We start from the raw sequence: 19,570 nt of genomic DNA, 5'->3' as shown, positions 1-19,570 counted from the left end.
GTGTCGGCCCTTGTTGGTTGTTTTGGCGCGTCGGGGCGTTAGTACATGCGGTTTTCTTCGACGTAGTTGAGGACGAACTGTTCGGCGTCTTCGAGGGAGCGGACGTCGTTGGCGATTTGGGCCTTGAGCAGGGTATCGCGGATTTTGCCGATGGCCGGGCCGGGCTTGAGTTTGGCGAGCTCCATGATCCGGTTGCCGTCGAGCAGCGGCTCGATTTCGTCTTCCGGGATGTCGGCGCGTTCGGCCATCTTGAGGTTGTGGTTGAATTCGCGCCAGGAGCCGTCGCGCGCCTTGATGTCGGCGCGGACCATTTCCATGACGCGGGGATATTCGTCCAGGGCTCGCAGCTTGCGGATGCCCTTGTCGGTGAGCATGAAGTGCGGGCGCATGTGGTTTTGGACCAGGTCGCAGACGAGGTCGATGTCCTGTTCCTCGAAGCGCAGCCGCTTGAGGATCTTGCGGGTGACCTTTGCGCCCACGCGGTGGTGCTGGAGGAAGTTCCAGCGGCCCTCGTAGAATTCGGCGGTGTAGAGCTTGCCCACGTCGTGGAAGAGGCAGGCCACGGTGCCGAACCAGTCGTAGGGCAGTTCCTCGGGGTAGGCCTTCATGACGTCCAGGGTGTGCCGGAGCACGGTCTCCTCGGCATCGCTCTCCGCGTTGCGGATATGCTTTACGCGGGACAGGGAGGCGATTTCCGGGATCAGGCCGTGCAGGAGCATGGAGTCGAAGAGCAGCTCGAAGAAGCGGTACATGGCTTCGGCTTCGACCTTGCGCCATTCGTCCAGGAAGTCGGCCATGGGCACGTAGTCGAGCACGCGGCGCGAGTTGTGGACGATGGCCATCCAGGAGTTGGCCTCGATTTTCTTGTCGTAGTTGGCGGCGAACCGCAGGGCGCGGTAGGCCAGGGAGTAGTCCTTTTTGAGGGCCTGGTCCGGGATGCCCTTGAAGCGGATCATGCCTTCGGAGAAGTCGGCGAAGTCGGCGTAGGCGTCCTTGGCGCGCGGGATGTAGGGGCAGACCGAGGAGAGGGGGATGTCGCCCCTCGCCTCCAGCCGCTTGAGCAGCCGGGGGGTCATGATGGAGACGCATTCGTCGGTGTAGGAGGCGTCCTCCACGTCGGCCGGGTAGAAATAGTAGGTGACTCCGCCCTCGTTGATGGTGCCGATGACTTCCTTGTCGCCGGAGGGTTCGAGGTTGGGGAAGGATTTCTGCAGTTCGGCGAGTTCCGCGTCGGTGCAGATGTCCAGCTCCTGGGCGCCGCGGTTCTCATCCAGGGTGAGGGCCTGGAGCCGGGCGTTGACCACGTATGCGTCGTAGCCGTTGCGCATGATGGTTTTGCAAAAGCCGACAGCTTCTTTGAAAGGCTGGCTCATATCGCTCCTCTTCAGGTTGCCGCGCGGCGAGGCGGAAACGCGACCGATCACCGGCCGGGGTTTTGCGCGCGGTTTTGCGCGCCGTTCCCGGTCGTTACCGGCGCCTTGCTCCCGCTTGCGCCCGGAAAACCTTCTGTTTTGTATATTCCACGTGAGAGGCCGGTTGTAACGTCCTGACGGGCTCCCTTGGAGCCGTTGGTTCACAATGGCGTCATACTATTTTTTTGCCCTGAATGAAATGGGTTTTTACCCGGCCTTTCAGGGCCGCGCCCAGGAGCGGGGAGTTCTTTCCCTTGGAGCGCAAGGCCTGCGGGGTCACGGTCCATTCCTCGTTTTCGTCGAAGAGGAAGAAGTCCGCCGGGTCGCCTGGTGCAAAAGTGTTCACCGGCAGGCCGAAGATGGCGCAGGGGGCGGTGGTCCAGGCGCGCAGGAAGGTGGCGCGGTCGAGCACGCCGTCCCGGACCAGGGCCCAGGTGACGGACAGGGCCGTGTCCAGCCCGGAGACGCCGCACGGGGCCACGTCGAACTCGGTCTCCTTCTCGTGCCCGGCGTGGGGGGCGTGGTCCGTGGCCAGGATGTCGATGACGCCGTCCCTCAGGGCCTCGATGACGGCCAGCCGGTCCGCCTCCGGCCGAAGGGGCGGGTTGACCTTGGCGTTGGTGTCGTATTCATGGCCCGCGCTTTCCAGGTGGTTCTCGGTCAGGGTGAGGTAGTGCGGCGCGGTCTCGGCCGTGACCCGCACCCCGCGCGCCTTGGCGAAGCGGATGAGGTCGACGGATTTCTTGCAGGAGATGTGTGCCAGGTGGATGGGGATGTCCAGGTATTCGGCCAGCAGGATGTCGCGCGCGACCTGCATGGCCTCGGCCACGTCCGGCTGGGCGGCCAGGCCGAGGCGGCTCGACACCTCGCCTTCGTTGACGCCCGCGCCCACGCCCAGGTACGGGTCCTCGCAGTGGTCGATGACCACGCGGTCCCAGTCCGAGGCGTATTCCAGGGCGCGGCGGAACAGCTCCGTGGACTTGACCGGCACGCCGTCGTTGGAGAAGGCCACGCAGCCCGCCCGGGCCAGCTCGGCCATGGGGGCCAGTTCCTCGCCCTTGAGCCCCTTGGTCAGGCCGCCGATGGGGAACAGCCTCGGGCCGCCGGGCCAGGCCTTGCGCGCCCGCTCCAGCATGAGCTCCGTGACCGAGCCCTCGTCGTTGACCGGCCGGGTGTTGGCCATGCACATGACGTTGCCGAACCCGCCCCAGGCGGCGGCGCACAGCCCGGACGCGATGTCCTCCTTGTACTCGAACCCCGGCTCGCGCAGGTGGACGTGCGCGTCCGTCAGGGACGGCAAAATCGTCAGCCCGAAGGCCTCCTCCACTGCCGCGTCGCCCGCGTCCAGCGGTTCGGCCGCGTCGCGCACCTCGGCGATCCTGCCGCGGGAAACGAATACGTCCACGTCCCGGCCGTCCAACTTCGCCCGACGCACGATCAGATCAATCTTAGCCATGTGACCTCCCGGATGCCTCCGGCGGCCCTGCCGGGGGCCTCAAGAACCTTTTGAAAAAGGTTCTTGAGAATCTCCAAAATTTTTTGGTGCCAAGCCGCCGGGCCCATTGCCGGGACCGGTCGTCCCGTTGGCGGCTTGGGGCGTATTTTCAAAAGAACAGGGTAACTTGCTGGGAAAGCTGTGGGTTCGAGTTCATTACTGCTCCTCGCCCTTGCGCGTGGTGTACAGGAAGAGCAGGGCCATGCGCACGACCACGCCGCTGGCGACCTGGTCGAGGATGAGGGACTGTTCGCAGTCCACGAGTTCGGAGGAGATTTCCACGCCCCGGTTGACCGGGCCGGGGTGGAGGATGCGCATGTCCGGGTTGGCCAGCTCGATGTGGCGCGGGCCGAGCCCGAAGGTCCGGGAGTATTCGCGCAGGTCGGGCAGCAGGCCGTCCTGCTGGCGTTCGAGCTGGAGGCGCAGGCACATGACGGCGTCCACGCCCTTCACGGCCTGGTTCAGGTCGGAGTAGACCTCGGCGTTCCATGTTTTGACGGCGGGCGGCAGGAGGGTGCGCGGGCCGCAGAGCCGGACCCTGGCCCCGAGCAGGTTGAGCAGGAAGACGTTGGACCGGGCCACGCGGGAGTGGGCGATGTCGCCGAGGATGAGGACGGTCTTGCCTTCGAGCGAGCCCCATTCCTGGGTCAGGGTGAAGGAGTCGAGCAGGGCCTGTGTGGGGTGGGCGTGGCGGCCGTCTCCCGCGTTGATGACGGCGCAGTCCAGGCGGTCGGCCAGGAACCGGGCCGCGCCCGAGCTGCGGTGGCGGATGACGATGGCGTCCGGGGCCATGGCCTGGAGGGTCAGGGCGGTGTCCTTGAGGGTCTCGCCCTTGGTCAGGCTGGACGAGCTCTTGGCCAGGGAGAAGGTGTCTGCCGAGAGCCGCTTGCCCGCCACGTCGAAGCTGGTCTTGGTGCGCGTGGAGGGCTCGGCGAAGAAGAGGACCACGCTGCGGCCCTTGAGGGTCGGGACCTTTTTGACCGGGCGTTCCTGGAGCTCCTGGAACCGCCCGGCGGTCTCGAAGATGGCCATGACCTCGGGCCGGGAGAGTTGGGACACGTCCAACAAGTCTTTGTGCAGCCACTTCATTTGCATAAGCCTCCGGGGTCTATTGAAAAAGCTCGGTTATTTTCCGGGGAACAACGGAGATGGCGGCGCGCTTGCCGGGCTCCAGGGTCCCCAGGTGTCGGCCCGCGCCGAGGATGGCGGCGGGGGTGCGGGTCACGGTGGCGAGCAGGGTGTCGAGGGAGAGCTCGCCGTTGAAATGTTCCTTGAGATGGCGGGCCTCGTTCCAGAGGTCGAGGTCGGTGTTGGAGGCCAGGGAGTCGGTGCCGAGGCAAACGGGCGCTCCGGAGCCGATCCATTTTTCCCACGGCGCGCGGCCCACGCCGATGAACTCGTTGGAGCGCGGGCACAGGCACACGGTGGCGCCCGAGTCGCGCACGGTCTCGATGTCCCGGTCCGTGACCTTGACGCAGTGCACGGCCAGGGTGGTTGCGTCGAGCAGGCCGAGGTCCGCCGCCTGTTGCACGGGCCGTTTGCGGGGCGGGGCGAAGTCGAGGAGCCGCCCGCGCGCCTGGAGCAGGTCCAGGAAGGCGCTGGGCTCCCCGGCCATGATGGCCACCTCGTCGTCGTGCTCGGCCAGGTGGAGCGAGAAGGGCAGGCCGCGCCCGCGCGACTCGCGCTTGGCGGCGCGCAGCACGTCCGTGTGGGTGGTGTAGAGCGAGTGCCCGGCCACGGAGAGGGTCCCGTGGGCGAACTCGCCGGCGGGGATGAAGGTCTTCTTGGGCAGGGACTCGCCGATGGCCTCGGTGAAGACCGTGAAAAAAAGGCCGGAAGCTTCAAGGGCCCCGGCCATGCGTTTCGCGAATCGGGTGGCGATGTCGCCCACCATGACGGTGCCGGTTCGGCGGCATTCGTCCAGGGCCTGGCCGAGCAGGTCGTCGTCGAGGTCGAAGATGGGCTGGGTGAGCAGGTCCTCCACCCAGGCGACGAACCCCTTGCCGGACGGGCAGGCTCCGCGCAGGTGGGCCAGTTCGAGGTGGGAGTGGGCGTTGACCAGTCCGGGGGCGATCAGGACGTCGCCGAGGTCGGTGACGGTGCCGGAAAAGGCGGGGGAGAGGTCGGCGTAGGTTCCGACCTCGCGGATGATCCCCTGGTGGACGATGACGGCCGCGTCGTGGATGACGGGCGCTCCGGGGACCATGGTCGCGGCGTTGGCCGCACGAAAGAGTTCAGGCATGCCTGAGGGTTCGCTCCTCCCGCACAGGGATATGTGTTCCGGTGACGTGTCCGCGCACGGACTGAAAGTAATAGGTAGTATGTTTCGGGTCCGGGGTAAAGCGAAAACCGGGCCGGGCGGTCGGATTGCGCCCCGCCCGATGGCGTCGGCCGTTTTATCCCGTGGTCAGCCGGAACTCGTCCCCGGCCACCCAGCGCACCGTTTCGCGGCCGATGCCCAGCGCCGCGTATTCCGCCGCCAGCTCGTTGCGGTGGCCGAAGAACTCGCCCTGGTAGCGGCGCGGGGCCTCGAAGAGCGTTACCGGCCCGTCCAGCCCGTCCAGCCGGGCGCGGATGATGGCCAGCAGCGCCCGGCCGCGCGCGGTCTGGCCCAGGGCCGGGTGCCACGGCCCGGCCAGGATGTGCTCGGCCAGGGTCCCCTCCGGGGCCAGGCCCAGCCGGATGACCCGCACGCCCCGCTCCCAGAGCACCGGCAACGCCGCCGCCAGCTCCTCCCCGGCCCGTTCCAGGGTCCAGGGCGTGAACCCGCCCCTGGCCCAGACCTCGGCCAACGCCGTGCCCCGGATGACCAGGCACGGATAGAGCCGCGCCACCTCGGGCGAGAGCGCGGCCGCCTCGGCCGCGTCCGCCCGGAACATTCCCGGCCGGTCGCCCGGCAGCCCCGGCATGAGCTGGATGCCCAGCCCCAGCCCGGCCGCCCGCACCAGCCCGCAGGCCGCCCTCGCCACGTCCCCGGCGTAGCCGCGCGACGCCGCCCGGAGCGCCGCGTCGTCGAACGACTGCACTCCCAGCTCCACCAGGTCCAGCCCGGCCGCCCGCAGCCGATCAAGCCCGGCCGCGTCCACGCGGTCCGGCCGCGTGGAGCAGCGCACCCGCGTCACCAGCCCGCACTCCCGGAAGCGCGCCCCGAGCTCCAGGAAGCGCGCCTGCCACGCCCAGGGCAGCGCCGTGAACGTGCCGCCGTAGAAGGCCAGCTCGTACGGCCCGCGACCTTCGTCCAGCGCCCGGCCCAGGTCCTCCCCGGCCGTGCGGAAGACGTCCTCCAGCTCGGCCTCGCCCCGGCCGGTCTGCTTGTCCTGCGCGCAATAGACGCAGCGGTACGGACACCCGGCAAAGGGCAGGAAGACCGGCCAGACGGCCGCCCGCTGCGGTGCGGGCTCGGGATGCGAGAAGACGAGCTGCAAGATGCCTCCGGACTCTCCAAAACGTTCTGGTCGCGGGGCTGCTGGGCCGTGCGTCGCCCGGAAACCGGCCTGCCGCGCCGTGGGGGGATGTTACAGGATTCGGGGGATGGGGACAATCGGGCGGGGTGGGCGCGAGGGCGTTTGCCTGGGAAAGGACGCTGATTTCGTCGTTCCGGGCCGCCCGCTCCTGGACAGGCTGACGCCGTCGCCGGGCATGGAGAGGGGGACCGCTTCCCGTCCGCCCACGGCCCGGCGGCCGCTTTTTCGATCCCGTTTCGGCGGGATTGGCGAAATTACCGGTTCATCCAGGCCCAGGCGTGGGCGATGGTCTCGCGGATGTCGAGGTGTTGCGGGGTCCAGCCCAGGAGCTCGCCCGCCAGGGCGCGGTCGGCCACCAGCCGGGCCGGGTCGCCGGGGCGGCGCGGGCCGATGACCGGCTCGATGGGCAGGCCGGTGACGGCGCGGGCGGCGTCGATGATCTCCTTGACCGAGTTGCCTGCGCCGGTGCCGAGGTTGACGGCGGCCGGGCCGTGGTCCTCAAGGAATTGCAGGGCCCGGATGTGGGCGTCGGCCAGGTCGCAGACGTGGATGTAGTCGCGGACGCAGGTCCCGTCGGGCGTGTCGTAGTCCGTGCCGAAGATGGAGATGGAGCGGGCCGGGTCCTTGGCGGCCCGGAGGACCAGGGGGATCAGGTGCGACTCCGGGTCGTGGGCCTCGCCGATCTCGCCCTCGGGGTCGGCCCCGGCCGCGTTGAAGTAGCGCAGGGCGCAGAACCGGGTCCCGTGGGCCCGGCCGAAGTCCTCCAGCATGCGCTCGACCATGAATTTGGACCAGCCGTAGGGGTTGATGGGCCACTGGGGGTGGTCCTCGGTGATGGGGACCTGCCGGGGCGTGCCGTAGACCGCGGCGGTGGAGGAGAAGACGAAGCGTTCGCAGCCGTGGGCGCGCATGGCTTCGAGCACGTTCAGGGTGCTGCACGCGTTGTTGCGGTAGAAGCTGCCCGGCTCCCGGACCGAGACGCCGACCTCGATGAAGGCGGCGAAATGGATGACGCCCGAGGGCCGGTAGCGGGCGAAGACGTCGTCGAGCAGGGCGCGGTCGCCGGTGTCGCCCTTCACCAGCGGGCCCCATTTGACGGCCCATTCGTGGCCGTTGGAGAGATTGTCGAGGGTGACGGGGGTGTAGCCGCGCGCGGCCAGGGCCTTGCAGGTGTGGGAGCCGATGTATCCGGCTCCGCCGGTGACGAGGATGGTTTTGTTCATGGGTCGTTCCGTCGGAAAAGGGTTCGGCGGTCCGGGGCGCGCCCGGCCGTTCGCCGCGCTGGATGGCGTGTTGTACCCGCAAAAGGGGCGGGAGGTAAATAGCTCGTCCATGGGGCTTAAGTAAATGGACGGAAAAACCGATCAGCCACTTGACGATTGATTGACGCGCAACCTTTGGCCCGCTCCCCGGGCGTCGGTTCCGGGTGATGGTCCGAAAGGCGTGATGATTGATTTGCACGGCTCTTGCATTTTGCGTCATATCAATGAAATATGGAAAAAATAGCCATATCGACCAGTTCTTCGACCGGCCCTGACGGCGGCCGGAAAAATTCGCCAAGGTGGAGCATGTCGCCGAAAAAACCATCCGATCATTCGCAAGGTGAACAGTTTGTGCCGAAAACGGCTCTGTTTTGCGTGCGCGGCGGGGGGATGGTCTTCGCCGGGAGCCTTGGCCGGAGGGGCGCGGCGCGTCAAGGAACCGACGCGGCCGGGCTGCCCCCGGAGCGGGCGTTCTTGGCGTGCAGGGCGGCGGACCGCCCCTGGATCGACGCGACGGGCGCGGCCTGGCGGGAAGAGGGCGTCTCCGGCGCTCGCCTGAACGTCGTTTCTGAAAATTTCCATGAAATCGGTTGGTTGTGCGGCCAGTCCAACCCGCGCCGCTGGCGTTGCGCGGCCGGGGCCGGGCGTTCGGCGGTTGCGTCGGGGGGCCGTGCGGCCTGCCGCGCCGGGGCGCGCCGGGGAATGCGCCGCGTCGGCGCGGACCGGGCGCAGGGGCCCTGGCAGGCATATTGCAATGCGCCCTTGCCCGAGAGAACCCAGCCGAGAGGAAGGCCATGAAACCGGAAGTGCTCGCCCTGATACCGGCCCGTGGAGGGTCCAAGGGGATACCGAGAAAGAACATCCAGCCGCTCTGCGGCGTCCCGCTCATCGCGTACTCCATCGACGTGGCGCTGCGGGCGCGCAACGTGACGCGGGTGATCGTCTCCACGGACGATCCCGAGATCGCGGAGGTGGCCCGCAGCTACGGCGCGGAGGTTCCCTTCCTGCGGCCCAAGGCCATCGCCGGAGACGGCGCGGCCATCGGCGACGCCTTCGCCCACGCGGCCGGGGAGCTCCGGCGCGCGGGCTACGTGCCCGCCTACACCGCCACCCTGTATCCCACGAGCCCGTTCCGCTCCGTGGAGCTGGTGGAGCACCTGGTCGACGTCGGGCTTGAGCGCAACTGCCGGATCACCACGGTCAAGGCCCTGGACCTGGCGAGCTGGTCGGCCGCCGTCTGCGCCGACGGCGCGTACCGGCGCGTGGAGGCCTCGCCCGGGCAGGCCGCGCTGCTGGCCTACCGCAGCTACGGCGTGTTCAGCGGCATGGGCGTCGGCAACGCGGGGAGGACCTACCTCCACGAACTGCGCGATCCCGCCTCCTTCATCGACATCGACGCGCCCGAGGATCTGCGCCTGGCCGAGCAAATCCTGGCCTGGGGGCTCTTCCCCCTGCGCCGCCCCGAGGAACAGCGGCCCGAGCGCCGGGAGGCCATATGACCACGGCGGCCGTGCTGGAAATCCGGGCCGGGGAGGCCGTGGCCGCCGCCCACGACTTTCTGGAGCAACTCGCCCGCGACGGCCTCGACCGGCTGGAGCGGGCCATGCCCGGGGCGCTGCGCATCCTGGTCACGGACCAGGCCTTCGCCCCCCGGCTCGGGGACGCGCGCGAGCGGGTCGTCGGGGTCCCCGCCGCCTATTGGGAGGAGGGCGCGCCCTACCGCCGCGTTTTCGGCAACGCGGCCGTGCGCGGCCTGCTGGAGGACGCCCGGCCCGACCACGTGGTGGTGGTGCCCGGCTCGTCGGCCGACAGGTCGCCCGAGGAGCTGGCCTCGGCCCTCGCCCTGCTGCGGGAAACCGGGGCGGAGCTGGTGGCGGGCGCGGTGGAGCTGCGCGACAATCCCTGCCAGATGAAACTGTTTTTCCGCGTGGAGGACGTCAACCTGCTGCACCCGGTGCGGCGGACGGAGCAGGGGCTCCTGACCGGCCCCCACCTCGCCCCCCGCGGCCGCGAGCGGCTGCTCATCGGCGAAGGGGCCATCCCGGCCGACCCGGCCTCGGTCCTGGCCGTGGCCGTGGACGCCGAGGGCCGTCCCGCGGCCTGGGTGACGGCGGCGGACGCGGGCCCCCGGCTTCGGCTGCGGGCCGCGAGCCGTGACGCCGTCAGGAGCGAGGTCCGGCTCTTCCCCGGCGCGGCGCGGGTCGCGCGGGTGGCGAGCGCGGGCGGCGGCGCCGTCTTCACGCTGCCGGGGGACGTCGATTTTTCGCGCCCGGTGCCCTACGTCCACCTGACCCAGTCCGGGGAGATGGAAACCGATTTCTGGGAGCTGGTCTCCCTGACCCGCGAGGTGGCAGGGGTGGACGAGTTCAGCGGCAAGGTCGTCAACCTGGGGACCAACGCCGTGATCCGGGGCCGCCAGGACTTTCCCGAGATTCTCGCCGCCGGGGGCGCGGTCTGCGCCTTTCGCCGGACCGATCCCGAGGTCCTCGCCGCCGCCGCCGCGTCCGGCCGGGGCCTGTGCCTGCCGCAGTCGGGCGTCAACGCCTTCTACGACCATCTCGTGTCCATGCAGCGGGCCGGGGCCGGAAGCCCGGAGCTGCCCAGGGCCGAAATCTGGCCCGCCGGAACCCCGGAGCCGGAACCCGCCGCCCGCCGCTCGCCCGAACGCGAGGCGGCGCGGCTGAACACGGTCCGCGCCAACGCCCTCGGAGCGTTGGACGGCGAGGCCCGCGCCTTTTTCGGCAAGCGCCTGGCCGCCTCCATGCAGACGGCCTGCGCCCGGATGCTGGACCGCGAGGCGCGCGCCGACAAGGGCCGGGGCGGGCTCCTCGCCTACGTGTGCTCCTTTGGCCGGGGGGCGCTGGGCAAGCCCGTGTCCGTCATGCGCGCCGGGGACGGCTCCCTGCTGGTCGCCGACCAGTCCGACCACAAGTTGCAGGTGTTTTCCCCGAATTTCGTCCCGGTGCGCCGCATCGGGCTCGGCCTGCACTGCCCCGAGCACTTCTTCCTCGACAAGGACGGCGCTCCCTGGCTGTGCGACTGGCGCAACGGCCGCCTGGCCGAAGTCCCCGCCGACGACCGTCCGGGCCGGGAGATCGACCTGGCCGCCTACCTGCCCGAGGGCGAGGCGCACCGCTACCCCGCCTCGGCCTGCCTCCGGGGCGAGGAGATCGTGGTGGTGGCCACCGCCGACTCCCCGTACGACAAGCGCATCCTGGGCATCCGCCCCGGCCGCCCGGCGGAAACCGTCGTCTACGACAGTTCCCTGCTCCTGACGCCCAAGGCCCTGGCCGCGACCTCCGGCGGCGTGGTGGCGGGCGATTTCGATTTTCCGTCCCTGTGCCGCCTGGACGCCGGGTCGGGCCGGTTCACTCCCTTTGCGGTCCAGGCGCCGGGGCTGATCCGCTCCCTGGCGGAGTGGAACGGCCTGCTGTTCGTCTCCTCCCTGCGCCACCTCTTCGTCTACGACGAGCGGGGCGAGCGGGTGGACACCCTCGACCTGGCCGCCCTGACCGGCGAGGACGACACGAGCCTGCGGGACATCTGGGTCGACGGCGCGTCGCGGACCCTCTACGTCGCGGACAAGGGACAGCGCCGCGTCCATGTCCTCTCCATCGGACGGGAGGCGCTCCAATGAGCTGGGTCTATGACGGAAAGAGCCTCAAGGCCTTCACCAACGCCCTCTACGTGAGCGCCATGCGCCGCCTGCGCCGCAACCCGGACCACGGCCACCCCTTCGTGCTCTATTGCGAGCCCACGTCGTTCTGCAACCTGCGCTGCCCCGCCTGCCCCACCGGGACCCGCCGGAGCGGGCTGGAGCGCGCCAGCCGCGACCTGGCCGGGTTCAAGACCCTGCTGGACGAGGCTGGCGACTATCTGTTCTCCCTGTATTTCTACAACTGGGGCGAGCCGCTGCTCCACCCCGAGCTGCCCGAGATGGTGGCCCACGCCCACGGCAAGGGCATCCTCTGCTACGTCAGCAGCAACCTGAGCATGCCCCTGAGCGACGACTATTGCCGCCGCCTCATGGCCAGCGGCCTGTTCCAGCTCAAGGTGGGCGTGGACGGCGCGACCCAGGAGGGCCACGCCGCCTATCGCGTGGGCTCGAACCTGGAGACGGTCAAGGACAACCTGCGGCGGCTGGTGGCCATCAAGCGGGCCAGCGGCGGCCAGGGACCCAGGATCAACGTCCGGTTCCACGTGTTCGCCCACAACGAGCACGAGATAGCCCGGTGCGCCGAGGACATGCGCGCCATCGGCGTGGACTCCTTCGCCGCCTCCCCGTCCGACCTGCCGCCGGGCTCCGAGCCGCCCGCCGACCCGCGCTACCGCAAGAGCGAGCAGACGGCGCGGCAACTGGCGGCCCTGCGCGAGCGCGGCGACGCCGCCCCGTGCTCCTGGCTCTATGACGCCGCCGTGGTCAACCCCAACTGGTCGGTCTTCCCCTGTTGCAGCGCGCCCAGCGAGTCCTTTTCATTCGGCCGGGTGACTCCGGTCCCCGGCCGGGCGGGCTCCTCCCTGGCCGAGGTCTGGCGCAACGGCAGCTACCGCCGGGCGCGGGCGTGCTTCCGGGCGGAGAACCTGCCCGGCTGGCTGGAGCGGGTCCTGCCCGGGGCCAACGACGGCACCGACGGCATGTGCCTGTCCCGCGCCGGGGCCAGGGACGCCGCCCTGCTGTGCGAGCACTGCCCGACCCCCTACATCCTGGAGCGTTTTTCCGGGGACGTCGTCCGCCTGAGCCGCATCTTCTGGAATCGGGCCGTGAAGTACCTGCGCGAGGGCGATCCCCGCATGGGCGGCATGTTCGTCCGGGCCGCCCTGCTCGGGCTGGCGCGCTGCATCGCTCCCCGGATTCCCGGAAACAAGGACTGAACATGAGCCGAGCAAACGCTTCCCCGGACCGGCTGACGGTCTTCTACCACATCCCCAAGTGCGCGGGCATCACCGTGGTCAACTTCCTGCGCGACAACTTCGGCGAGCGGTTCACCCACCTCAACAGCCACTGCGACTGGCTCGCCCTGGCCCGGCGCAACGCCGCCGAGCCGCCCTCGGGCCCCTGCGCGGCGGGCGGGCACTACGCCTGGGGCGCGGAGAACCTGTACCCCGGCGTCCGGGACGTCTTCTATTTCACCATCCTGCGCGAGCCCCTGAGCCGTCTGGTCTCGGAGTACCGGTTCCAGGTGATGAACTACCGCCCGGCCCTCTCCCTTGAAGACTATTTCGACAACCACTGCCGCCACAACCGTATGACCCACTACCTGGCCGAGGGCGATCTGGAGCTGGCCAAGGAGCGGCTGCGGGAGCGGTTCTCCCTGGTGGGAATCCTGGAGGACATGGACCGGTTCATGGGCATCCTGGCCGGTCGGCTGGGCCTGGGCACCGGCACGTACGCCGCCTACAACAAGTCCCGCAACCCGGACTCCACCGGGGTGGACGAAGCCTTCACGGCCCGGTTCGCCAGGGCCGAGGCCAAGGACCTGGAGCTCTACGCCCTGGCCCGCGAGCTGTACGAACGGACCCTGCGCGAGGAGAACATCCCCGCCGGGACTCCTCCGGCCATGGTCACCGAGGTGGGCGGCAAGTCCTACGTGCCCTCGGACTCCGCCATCGTGGAGGCCATCCGGAGCGGCGACCGCCGCCGGGCCATCGCCCTGCTGGAGGCCGAGGAGAACAAGCGCGAACTGCCTTTCCGAATGCTCGTCAACCTCTGCGACCAGGAGGGCGACGAGGAAAAGACCCTGCGCTGGTCCCTGGAGGCGGGGCGGGCCATCGAGCGGATGCGGCTCGAAGCCTACCGCAGGTTCGAAAAGTACGGCCGCTACCGGGAGGCCCTGGACATCGTGAGCGAGGCCGTGGACGACCTTGTCCCGCTGGCCGTGGAATCCCCGCGCGACGCCAGCGTCAACCGGACCCTCGGGCCGCTGCTGGACCACAAGGCCCGGCTGCACCGGCTGTCCGGGGACACGCCCGGCGCCATCGAAGCCCACCGCCGCTCGCGCGAGATCTTTCCCGAGAAATGGCGCACCACCTTGCACGGCGTTTCCCTGGTGGAGGCGGTTCCCCTGTCCGCGCTGGACCCGAAGGCCCGCCGCCTGGTGCTCCGCTTCGGCCCGGCCCTGCTGCTCGAAAGCCTGATCGAGGGATTCCGGGCCTGCGGCGACGCCTCCCGCCCGGACATCCTGGTCCAGCGGGGCGTGGCGGCGTCCCTCCCGGCGGAGGAGCTGGGCGAGATGCACCGCATCCCCAACGGGCCATTCGCCTTCGACCCCGCCGACCCGGTGACGGCCCGGCTCGCGGCGGCGGGCTGGGACGAGATCATCCTGCTCAAGAATTTCGACGATCTCGCGACCTACGGGCAGCAGCTCCGGCTGGCCCGCGCCCTCGGGGCGGAAAGGGTCCTGGTCTATCCCATGGACAACATCTGCCTGGCCCCGGCGGAGCGCAGGGTCCTGCCCCTGTCCCTTTCGGACGCGCCCCAGGCGAAGGGAGGCAGGCGATGAGCGCCCGCACCGACCGTCCGGCTCCCAGGGTGAGCATCGGCATGCCCGTCTACAACGGTGGCGAGCGCATGCGCCGCGCCGTGGACTCGCTCCTGGCCCAGGACTTCGAGGATTTCGAGCTGGTCATCAGCGACAACGCGTCCACGGACGGGACCTGGGACCTCTGCCGCGAATACGCCGCGCGCGACCCCAGGGTCCGCATCTCGCGCAACGCGGACAACGAGGGCATCATGGCCAACTTCAAGAAGGTCCTGGCCCTGTCCGCCGGCGAATACTTCATGTGGGCGGCCTTCGACGACCTGTGGCTGCCTTCCTTCCTCGCCCGGCTGACGGCGGACCTGGACGCCCACCCCGAGGCCGGGGTGACCCTGTGCCGGTTCGACGTGGTGGACGAGGAGGGCGAGCCCATGTTCACCTTCGGCCTGGACGAGCGGCACGACCCGAACCGGCTCGGCCGCGTGGCCACGGCCCGGCTGTTCTACTCCCGGCTCAAGGTGAACTACTATTTCTACGGTCTGTTCCGGCGCGCCCTGCTGGACGCGCACATCGGGGAGTACGTGCCCATCGTCGCGGTGGAGCGGTGGTTCCTGGCCAAGCTGGCCCTGGTGGCCCCGTTCCGCTACGTGGACGAGGTCCTGCATGTGCGTACCCACTCGCGGATCAAGTTCGCCAACCGGTATCCCGACGATCCGCTCAGCCGGGTCTTCGTGGCCCAGACCGCGTCGCCCGTCACCCTCGCGCCCTTCGCCTCCGTGGCCCGGTTCGCCCTGGCCAGCCCGGACGTGCGCCCCTGGGTGCGGCTCGGCGTGGTCCCCCTGTTTTTCGCCTATGCCGGGCGGCAGTTGGGCCAGATCCGGCACAGGCTCCGCCTGGCCGGCCGGCGCGCGGCCCATCGATTCCTGACCCAAAAGACCGCATCGTGAACGCGGCGTGAGGACACTGGGATGCAAGTAGTCATTTTCTGCGGCGGTCTCGGGACCCGGCTGAGGGAGGAGACCGAATTCCGGCCCAAGCCCATGGTCAACATCGGCCCCAAACCCATCCTCTGGCACATCATGAAGCTCTATTCGCGCCAGGGATTCGAGGAGTTCGTCCTGCCCCTGGGCTACAAGGGGGAGATGATCCGGGACTACTTCCTCCACTACGAAATCTGGAACAACGACGTCACCCTGGAGCTCGGCAGGCCCGGCTCGCGCGTCATCCACGAGCCCCACGACGAGCTGGGGTGGAAGGTCACCCTGGCCGACACCGGCGAGCGCACGGCCAAGGGCGGCCGCCTCAAGCGGGTGGAGAAGTACGTGCACGGCGACCGGTTCATGCTGACCTACGGCGACGGCCTGGCCGACATCGACCTCAAGGCCCTGCTGGCCTTCCACGAGGCGGGCGGCAGGACCGTGACCATCACCGGCGTCAGCCCGGCCCAGCAGTTCGGCGAGCTGCGGGTGGAGGGCGACGTGGTGACCGCCTTTCACGAAAAGCCGCCCGCGCCGCGCAACGGCGACCTGGTCAGCGGCGGGTTCATGGTCTGCGAGCGGCGCATCTTCGACTACCTGACCGAGGACGAGGAGTGCGACCTGGAGTTCGGCGTGTTCGACCGGCTGGCCCGCGAGGGGGAGCTGGCGGTCTATCGCCACCGGGGATTCTGGGCCTGCATGGACACCTACCGCGACACCCTGCGCCTGAACCGGCTCTGGGACGAAGGAGAGGCCCGATGGAAGACCTGGTAGCCCGCCTGGAGCGGTTCTACGCCGGGCGGCGGGTCTTCGTCACCGGACACACCGGCTTCAAGGGCGGCTGGCTCTGGCTCTGGCTCGAACGGCTGGGGGCCGAGGTCACGGGCTATTCCCTGGAGCCGCCCTCCACGCCCAGCCTCTGGACCATGGTGGGCGACGACGCGGACCCGAGGTCCCTGCGCGGCGACGTGCGCGACGGCGGGCGGCTGCTCGCGGCCGTGGCCGACGCCCGGCCCGAGGTGGTCATGCACCTGGCCGCCCAGGCCATCGTGCGCGAGTCCTACGCCTCCCCGGCGGCCACCTTCGACGCCAACGTCATGGGCACGGTCAACGTGCTGGAGGCGGTCCGGCACGCGCACTCGGTGGGCGCGGCCATCATCGTCACCAGCGACAAGTGCTACGAGAACACCGGCGGCGGGCCCGGCTACCGCGAGGACGACCGGCTGGGCGGCCGGGACCCCTATTCCGCCAGCAAGGCCTGCGCCGAGATCGCCACGGCCGCCTACGCCCGCTCCTTCTTTTCCGCGCCCGGCTCCCCGGCGGTGTGCACGGTCCGGGCGGGCAACGCCATCGGCGGCGGCGACTTCGCCGCGGACCGGCTGATCCCGGACCTGGCGCGCGAGCTCGCCGCCGGGCGGACGCCCGAGCTGCGCCATCCGGACTCGACCCGGCCCTGGCAGTTCGTGCTCGACCCGCTGGCCGGATACCTGGACCTGGCCGCGCGCGCCCACGCGGAGCCCGAGGCCTACGCCGGATGCTGGAATTTCGGGCCCGACAGGGCCCAGGCCTGGCCCGTGGGCCGGGTGGCCGACCTGTTCTGCGCCCGGTGGGGCGGCGGGGCGGCCTGGCGGCGGGGCGGCGAGGACCCGGCCAGGGCCGAGGCCGCCATGCTCTGTCTGGACAGCGCCAAGGCCCGGGAGCGCCTCGGCTGGCGCACCCTGCTGGACACCGCCGGGGCCGTGGGCCAGTGCGCGGACTGGTACCGCGCCCATGCCGAGGGGCGGGACCCGCGCCGCCTCTGCCTCGACCAGATCGACGCCTACATGGAGGCCGCTCATGCGCTTTGAGCCCCTGCCCCTGGCGGGCGCGCACGCCATCATCCCGGAGCCGAGGGGCGACGAGCGCGGCTGGTTCGGCCGGTTCTTCTGCGACGAGGAGCTGCGCGCCGTCGGCCTCGCCGATCCCATCCGCCAGATCAATCGCTCCGCCACGCGCCTCGGGGGCACGGTGCGGGGGCTGCACTTCCAGCGGCCGCCCTTTGCCGAGACCAAGATCGTGTCCTGCCTGCGCGGGGCCATCCACGACGTCATCGTGGATATCCGCCGGGGGTCGCCCACCTTCCTGCGCTGGACGGCCCGGGTCCTGACCGGGGAGAACCGCGAGATGCTCTACGTCCCGGCCGGGTTCGCCCACGGCTTCCAGGCCCTGGAGGACGACGTGGAGATCCAGTATTTCGTGACCCGCCCCTACGCCCCCGGCCACGAGGGCGGCCTGCGCTTCGACGACCCCGCCCTGGCCATCGGGTGGCCCCTGGACGTCGCCGTGGTTTCGGACAAGGACCGGGCGCATCCCCTGATAACCGACGCCTTTGAAGGAGTGGAGATATGAACGTGAGACTGTTTCGCCCGGACGTGGGCGAGCGGGAACTGGAGGCCGTCCGGGCCGCCTTCGACAGGGCCTGGCTCGGCCTCGGGCCCAAGGTGTCGGAGTTCGAGGAGAAGTGGTCCGCCTTCATCGGCGCGCCCTGCTCCGTGGCCACCAACTCGGCCACGGCCGGGCTGCACCTGGCCCTGGCCGCCTGGCGCTTTCCCAAGGGCGCAAAGGTGCTGGTGCCGGGCATGACCTTCGCCGCCACGGCCCTGGCCCCGCTCTACGAGGGGCTGGAGCCCGTGTTCGTGGATTGCGACTACGAGACCCTGGGCATGGACCTGGACGACCTGGAGCGCAAGATCGACAAGGATTGCGTGGCCGTGATGCCCGTGCACATGGGCGGCCACCCCGTGCCCATGGACCGGCTCCTCGACCTCTGCGCCCCGCACGGGCTCAAGGTTGTGGAGGACTGCGCCCACACCGCCGGGGGCGAGTACCTGGGCCGCAAGCTCGGCACCTGGGGCGACATGGGCGTGTTCTCCTTCGAGGAGAAGAAGTGCATGACCACCGGCGACGGCGGCATGATCGCCCTGGCCGACCCCGGCTTCGAGGAGCCGCTCAAGGCCATGCGCTGGATGGGCATCGACAAGGACACCTGGAAGCGCAACCGGCTCTATACCGCCTCCGGCACCGACGTGCGCCACTGGTACTACGAGATCGCCCTGCTCGGGTACAAGTACAACATGAACGACCTGGCCGCCTCCATCGGCCTGGTCCAGTTGGAGCGCCTCCCAGAGCTGAACGGGTCCCGCCACCGGGCCCTGCTGGCCTACCTGGAGCGGCTCGGCGGCCTGCGCCACGCCCGCCCGCTGTTTCCCTACATCACCGACGGGACCTGCCCCTACTGGATTTTCGGGCTGCGCTGCGACGACCGCGACGGCCTCATGGCCCACCTGAAGGAGAACGGCGTCTCCACCGGGCTGCATTACTCGCCGCTCACCGAGCATCCGCTCTTCGCCCCCTACGCCGTCCCGCTGCCCAACGCGCAGCGGCTCTACGGCGAAATGATCACGCTCCCCCTCTTCGCCGGAATCCGGGAGGAGGAGATCGACTATGTCTGCGACAACGTCCGCCAATGGGACAAGGCACAATAAGGAGGCCCCCATGACCAGGCTCATCCCCCATCCCGTCCAGATCGAGACCATCAACGGCGTCTGCACCTCGAAATGCATCATGTGCAATTTCAAGGAATGGACGCGCAAGCCCCGCGTCCTGAGCTATGACGAGTTCTGCGGGCTGATGCGCAAGTTCGAGCCCCACCGGGACGAGATCGACTACTTCACCTTCCACGGCGACGGCGAGCCCCTGCTGGACAGGAACCTGCCGGACAAGATCGCCTTCGCCAAGGACCGCGGGTTCAAGGGCCTGGGCCTGGCCACCAACTGCACCGAGCTGGACGAGGTCATGGCCCGCCGCCTGCTCGACGCCCGGCTGGACACCCTGATCTGCTCCGTGGACGGCACCCGCAAGGAGACCCACGAGGCCATCCGGGTGGGCACGGACTTCGACGAGGTGGTGGCCAACGTGAAGCGGTTCCTCGCCCTGCGCGACGCCGAGTACCCGGACGGCACCCGCGTCCTGGTCCGGTTCATCCGCCAGCAGCTCAACTACGACGAGTGGGAGCCGTTCCACGAGCTGTGGTCCGGCCTGGTCTCGCCCGGCAAGGGGGACGACGTCATCCGGTTCGACGTGCACAACTGCGCCGGGTCCGTGGAGGACTACGAGAGCAAGGCGTGCGACGACGACCCCATCGGCGGCTACGTCTGCGGCTACCTCTTCGACAGGCTGATCATCTTCTCCGACGGCCGCGTGGCCCTGTGCCCGCCGGACGCCAACGGCTACTTCGACCACGGCAACGTCTTCACCGACGACCCCATCGCCATCTTCAACGACAAGCACTTCACCAAGTACCGGGAGTACATGGAGGCGGGACGCGGCGGCGAGCTGGAGCATTGCCGGAACTGCACCCTGCCCAGGTCCAACAGCAAGAAGACCAACCCCGGCGCCATGCAGCACTCCAGCGCGGGCGCCCCGGCCGGAGCGGGAGAGTAGCC

General features: G+C 69.6%; 16 protein-coding genes. 10 read left to right on the top strand and 6 right to left on the bottom strand.

Features of this window, described 5'->3' with window-relative positions:
- Nucleotides 1–38: 38 nt before the first annotated feature.
- The 6 genes from PHP91_RS09775 to galE all read right to left on the bottom strand — a co-directional run bounded on the left by PHP91_RS09775 (nucleotide 39) and on the right by galE (nucleotide 7,594).
- On the bottom strand, nucleotides 39–1,373 hold the full coding sequence (locus PHP91_RS09775; RefSeq protein WP_300139998.1) for an HD domain-containing protein: 1,335 nt from the start codon (nucleotides 1,371–1,373) through the stop codon (nucleotides 39–41).
- Between the two features lie 211 nt (nucleotides 1,374–1,584).
- On the bottom strand, nucleotides 1,585–2,868 hold the full coding sequence (locus PHP91_RS09770) for a dihydroorotase (protein ID WP_300139996.1): 1,284 nt from the start codon (nucleotides 2,866–2,868) through the stop codon (nucleotides 1,585–1,587).
- 195 nt (nucleotides 2,869–3,063) lie between these two features.
- The gene (locus PHP91_RS09765; protein WP_300139994.1) at nucleotides 3,064–3,996 is read right to left on the bottom strand and encodes an aspartate carbamoyltransferase catalytic subunit; all 933 of its coding nucleotides are present in this window, start codon (nucleotides 3,994–3,996) and stop codon (nucleotides 3,064–3,066) included.
- A gap of 19 nt (nucleotides 3,997–4,015) precedes the next feature.
- Complete coding sequence (locus PHP91_RS09760; protein ID WP_300139992.1) at nucleotides 4,016–5,149, bottom strand: amidohydrolase family protein; 1,134 nt, start codon at nucleotides 5,147–5,149, stop codon at nucleotides 4,016–4,018.
- Nucleotides 5,150–5,303: 154 nt separating this feature from the next.
- Nucleotides 5,304–6,332 (bottom strand): radical SAM protein, encoded by a 1,029-nt coding sequence (locus PHP91_RS09755; protein ID WP_300139990.1) that lies wholly within the window; start codon nucleotides 6,330–6,332, stop codon nucleotides 5,304–5,306.
- 293 nt (nucleotides 6,333–6,625) lie between these two features.
- Nucleotides 6,626–7,594, bottom strand: a complete 969-nt coding sequence (galE, locus tag PHP91_RS09750) for a UDP-glucose 4-epimerase GalE (protein WP_300139989.1) — start codon at nucleotides 7,592–7,594, stop codon at nucleotides 6,626–6,628.
- Between the two features lie 833 nt (nucleotides 7,595–8,427).
- Between galE and PHP91_RS09745 the strand changes: the two genes are divergently transcribed.
- From PHP91_RS09745 to PHP91_RS09700, 10 genes are read left to right on the top strand one after another with little or no spacing between them, the layout of a single operon-like run.
- A complete protein-coding gene (locus PHP91_RS09745) occupies nucleotides 8,428–9,132 on the top strand; it encodes an acylneuraminate cytidylyltransferase family protein (protein ID WP_300139988.1) in 705 nt (234 codons plus the stop codon).
- A complete protein-coding gene (locus PHP91_RS09740; protein ID WP_300139987.1) occupies nucleotides 9,129–11,270 on the top strand; it encodes a hypothetical protein in 2,142 nt (713 codons plus the stop codon). The genes PHP91_RS09745 and PHP91_RS09740 overlap by 4 nt, the downstream gene beginning before the upstream one ends.
- The gene (locus PHP91_RS09735; protein WP_300139986.1) at nucleotides 11,267–12,505 is read left to right on the top strand and encodes a radical SAM protein; all 1,239 of its coding nucleotides are present in this window, start codon (nucleotides 11,267–11,269) and stop codon (nucleotides 12,503–12,505) included. Before PHP91_RS09740 ends, PHP91_RS09735 begins: the two co-directional genes overlap by 4 nt.
- Nucleotides 12,506–12,507: 2 nt before the next feature.
- Entirely contained in the window at nucleotides 12,508–14,133 is a 1,626-nt protein-coding gene (locus tag PHP91_RS09730) for a sulfotransferase family 2 domain-containing protein (RefSeq protein WP_300139985.1), read from the top strand.
- On the top strand, nucleotides 14,130–15,056 hold the full coding sequence (locus tag PHP91_RS09725; RefSeq protein WP_300139984.1) for a glycosyltransferase family 2 protein: 927 nt from the start codon (nucleotides 14,130–14,132) through the stop codon (nucleotides 15,054–15,056). The genes PHP91_RS09730 and PHP91_RS09725 overlap by 4 nt, the downstream gene beginning before the upstream one ends.
- A gap of 21 nt (nucleotides 15,057–15,077) precedes the next feature.
- Nucleotides 15,078–15,860 (top strand): glucose-1-phosphate cytidylyltransferase, encoded by a 783-nt coding sequence (rfbF, locus tag PHP91_RS09720; protein WP_300139983.1) that lies wholly within the window; start codon nucleotides 15,078–15,080, stop codon nucleotides 15,858–15,860.
- Nucleotides 15,845–16,933 (top strand): CDP-glucose 4,6-dehydratase, encoded by a 1,089-nt coding sequence (gene rfbG, locus PHP91_RS09715; protein ID WP_300139982.1) that lies wholly within the window; start codon nucleotides 15,845–15,847, stop codon nucleotides 16,931–16,933. Before rfbF ends, rfbG begins: the two co-directional genes overlap by 16 nt.
- Complete coding sequence (locus PHP91_RS09710) at nucleotides 16,923–17,474, top strand: dTDP-4-dehydrorhamnose 3,5-epimerase family protein (RefSeq protein ID WP_300139981.1); 552 nt, start codon at nucleotides 16,923–16,925, stop codon at nucleotides 17,472–17,474. The genes rfbG and PHP91_RS09710 overlap by 11 nt, the downstream gene beginning before the upstream one ends.
- Entirely contained in the window at nucleotides 17,471–18,610 is a 1,140-nt protein-coding gene (locus PHP91_RS09705) for a DegT/DnrJ/EryC1/StrS family aminotransferase (RefSeq protein ID WP_300139980.1), read from the top strand. The genes PHP91_RS09710 and PHP91_RS09705 overlap by 4 nt, the downstream gene beginning before the upstream one ends.
- Nucleotides 18,611–18,620: 10 nt before the next feature.
- The gene (locus PHP91_RS09700; RefSeq protein WP_300139979.1) at nucleotides 18,621–19,568 is read left to right on the top strand and encodes a radical SAM protein; all 948 of its coding nucleotides are present in this window, start codon (nucleotides 18,621–18,623) and stop codon (nucleotides 19,566–19,568) included.
- Nucleotides 19,569–19,570 lie beyond the last annotated feature (2 nt).

Origin of the sequence: Pseudodesulfovibrio sp. (genome assembly GCF_028692895.1) — a bacterium.
Classification (GTDB): domain Bacteria; phylum Desulfobacterota; class Desulfovibrionia; order Desulfovibrionales; family Desulfovibrionaceae; genus Pseudodesulfovibrio.
This window is presented reverse-complemented; position numbering and strand designations above follow the sequence as displayed.

Excerpts from the sequence above, each read along its gene's own strand:
- PHP91_RS09775 (WP_300139998.1), bottom strand. The coding sequence starts at position 1,373 with ATGAGCCAGCCTTTCAAAGAAGCTGTCGGCTTTTGCAAAACCATCATG.
- PHP91_RS09770 (WP_300139996.1), bottom strand. The coding sequence starts at position 2,868 with ATGGCTAAGATTGATCTGATCGTGCGTCGGGCGAAGTTGGACGGCCGG.
- PHP91_RS09765 (WP_300139994.1), bottom strand. The coding sequence starts at position 3,996 with ATGAAGTGGCTGCACAAAGACTTGTTGGACGTGTCCCAACTCTCCCGG.
- PHP91_RS09760 (WP_300139992.1), bottom strand. The coding sequence starts at position 5,149 with ATGCCTGAACTCTTTCGTGCGGCCAACGCCGCGACCATGGTCCCCGGA.
- galE (WP_300139989.1), bottom strand. The coding sequence starts at position 7,594 with ATGAACAAAACCATCCTCGTCACCGGCGGAGCCGGATACATCGGCTCC.
- PHP91_RS09745 (WP_300139988.1), top strand. The coding sequence starts at position 8,428 with ATGAAACCGGAAGTGCTCGCCCTGATACCGGCCCGTGGAGGGTCCAAG.
- PHP91_RS09740 (WP_300139987.1), top strand. The coding sequence starts at position 9,129 with ATGACCACGGCGGCCGTGCTGGAAATCCGGGCCGGGGAGGCCGTGGCC.
- PHP91_RS09735 (WP_300139986.1), top strand. The coding sequence starts at position 11,267 with ATGAGCTGGGTCTATGACGGAAAGAGCCTCAAGGCCTTCACCAACGCC.
- PHP91_RS09730 (WP_300139985.1), top strand. The coding sequence starts at position 12,508 with ATGAGCCGAGCAAACGCTTCCCCGGACCGGCTGACGGTCTTCTACCAC.
- PHP91_RS09725 (WP_300139984.1), top strand. The coding sequence starts at position 14,130 with ATGAGCGCCCGCACCGACCGTCCGGCTCCCAGGGTGAGCATCGGCATG.
- rfbF (WP_300139983.1), top strand. The coding sequence starts at position 15,078 with ATGCAAGTAGTCATTTTCTGCGGCGGTCTCGGGACCCGGCTGAGGGAG.
- rfbG (WP_300139982.1), top strand. The coding sequence starts at position 15,845 with ATGGAAGACCTGGTAGCCCGCCTGGAGCGGTTCTACGCCGGGCGGCGG.
- PHP91_RS09710 (WP_300139981.1), top strand. The coding sequence starts at position 16,923 with ATGCGCTTTGAGCCCCTGCCCCTGGCGGGCGCGCACGCCATCATCCCG.
- PHP91_RS09705 (WP_300139980.1), top strand. The coding sequence starts at position 17,471 with ATGAACGTGAGACTGTTTCGCCCGGACGTGGGCGAGCGGGAACTGGAG.
- PHP91_RS09700 (WP_300139979.1), top strand. The coding sequence starts at position 18,621 with ATGACCAGGCTCATCCCCCATCCCGTCCAGATCGAGACCATCAACGGC.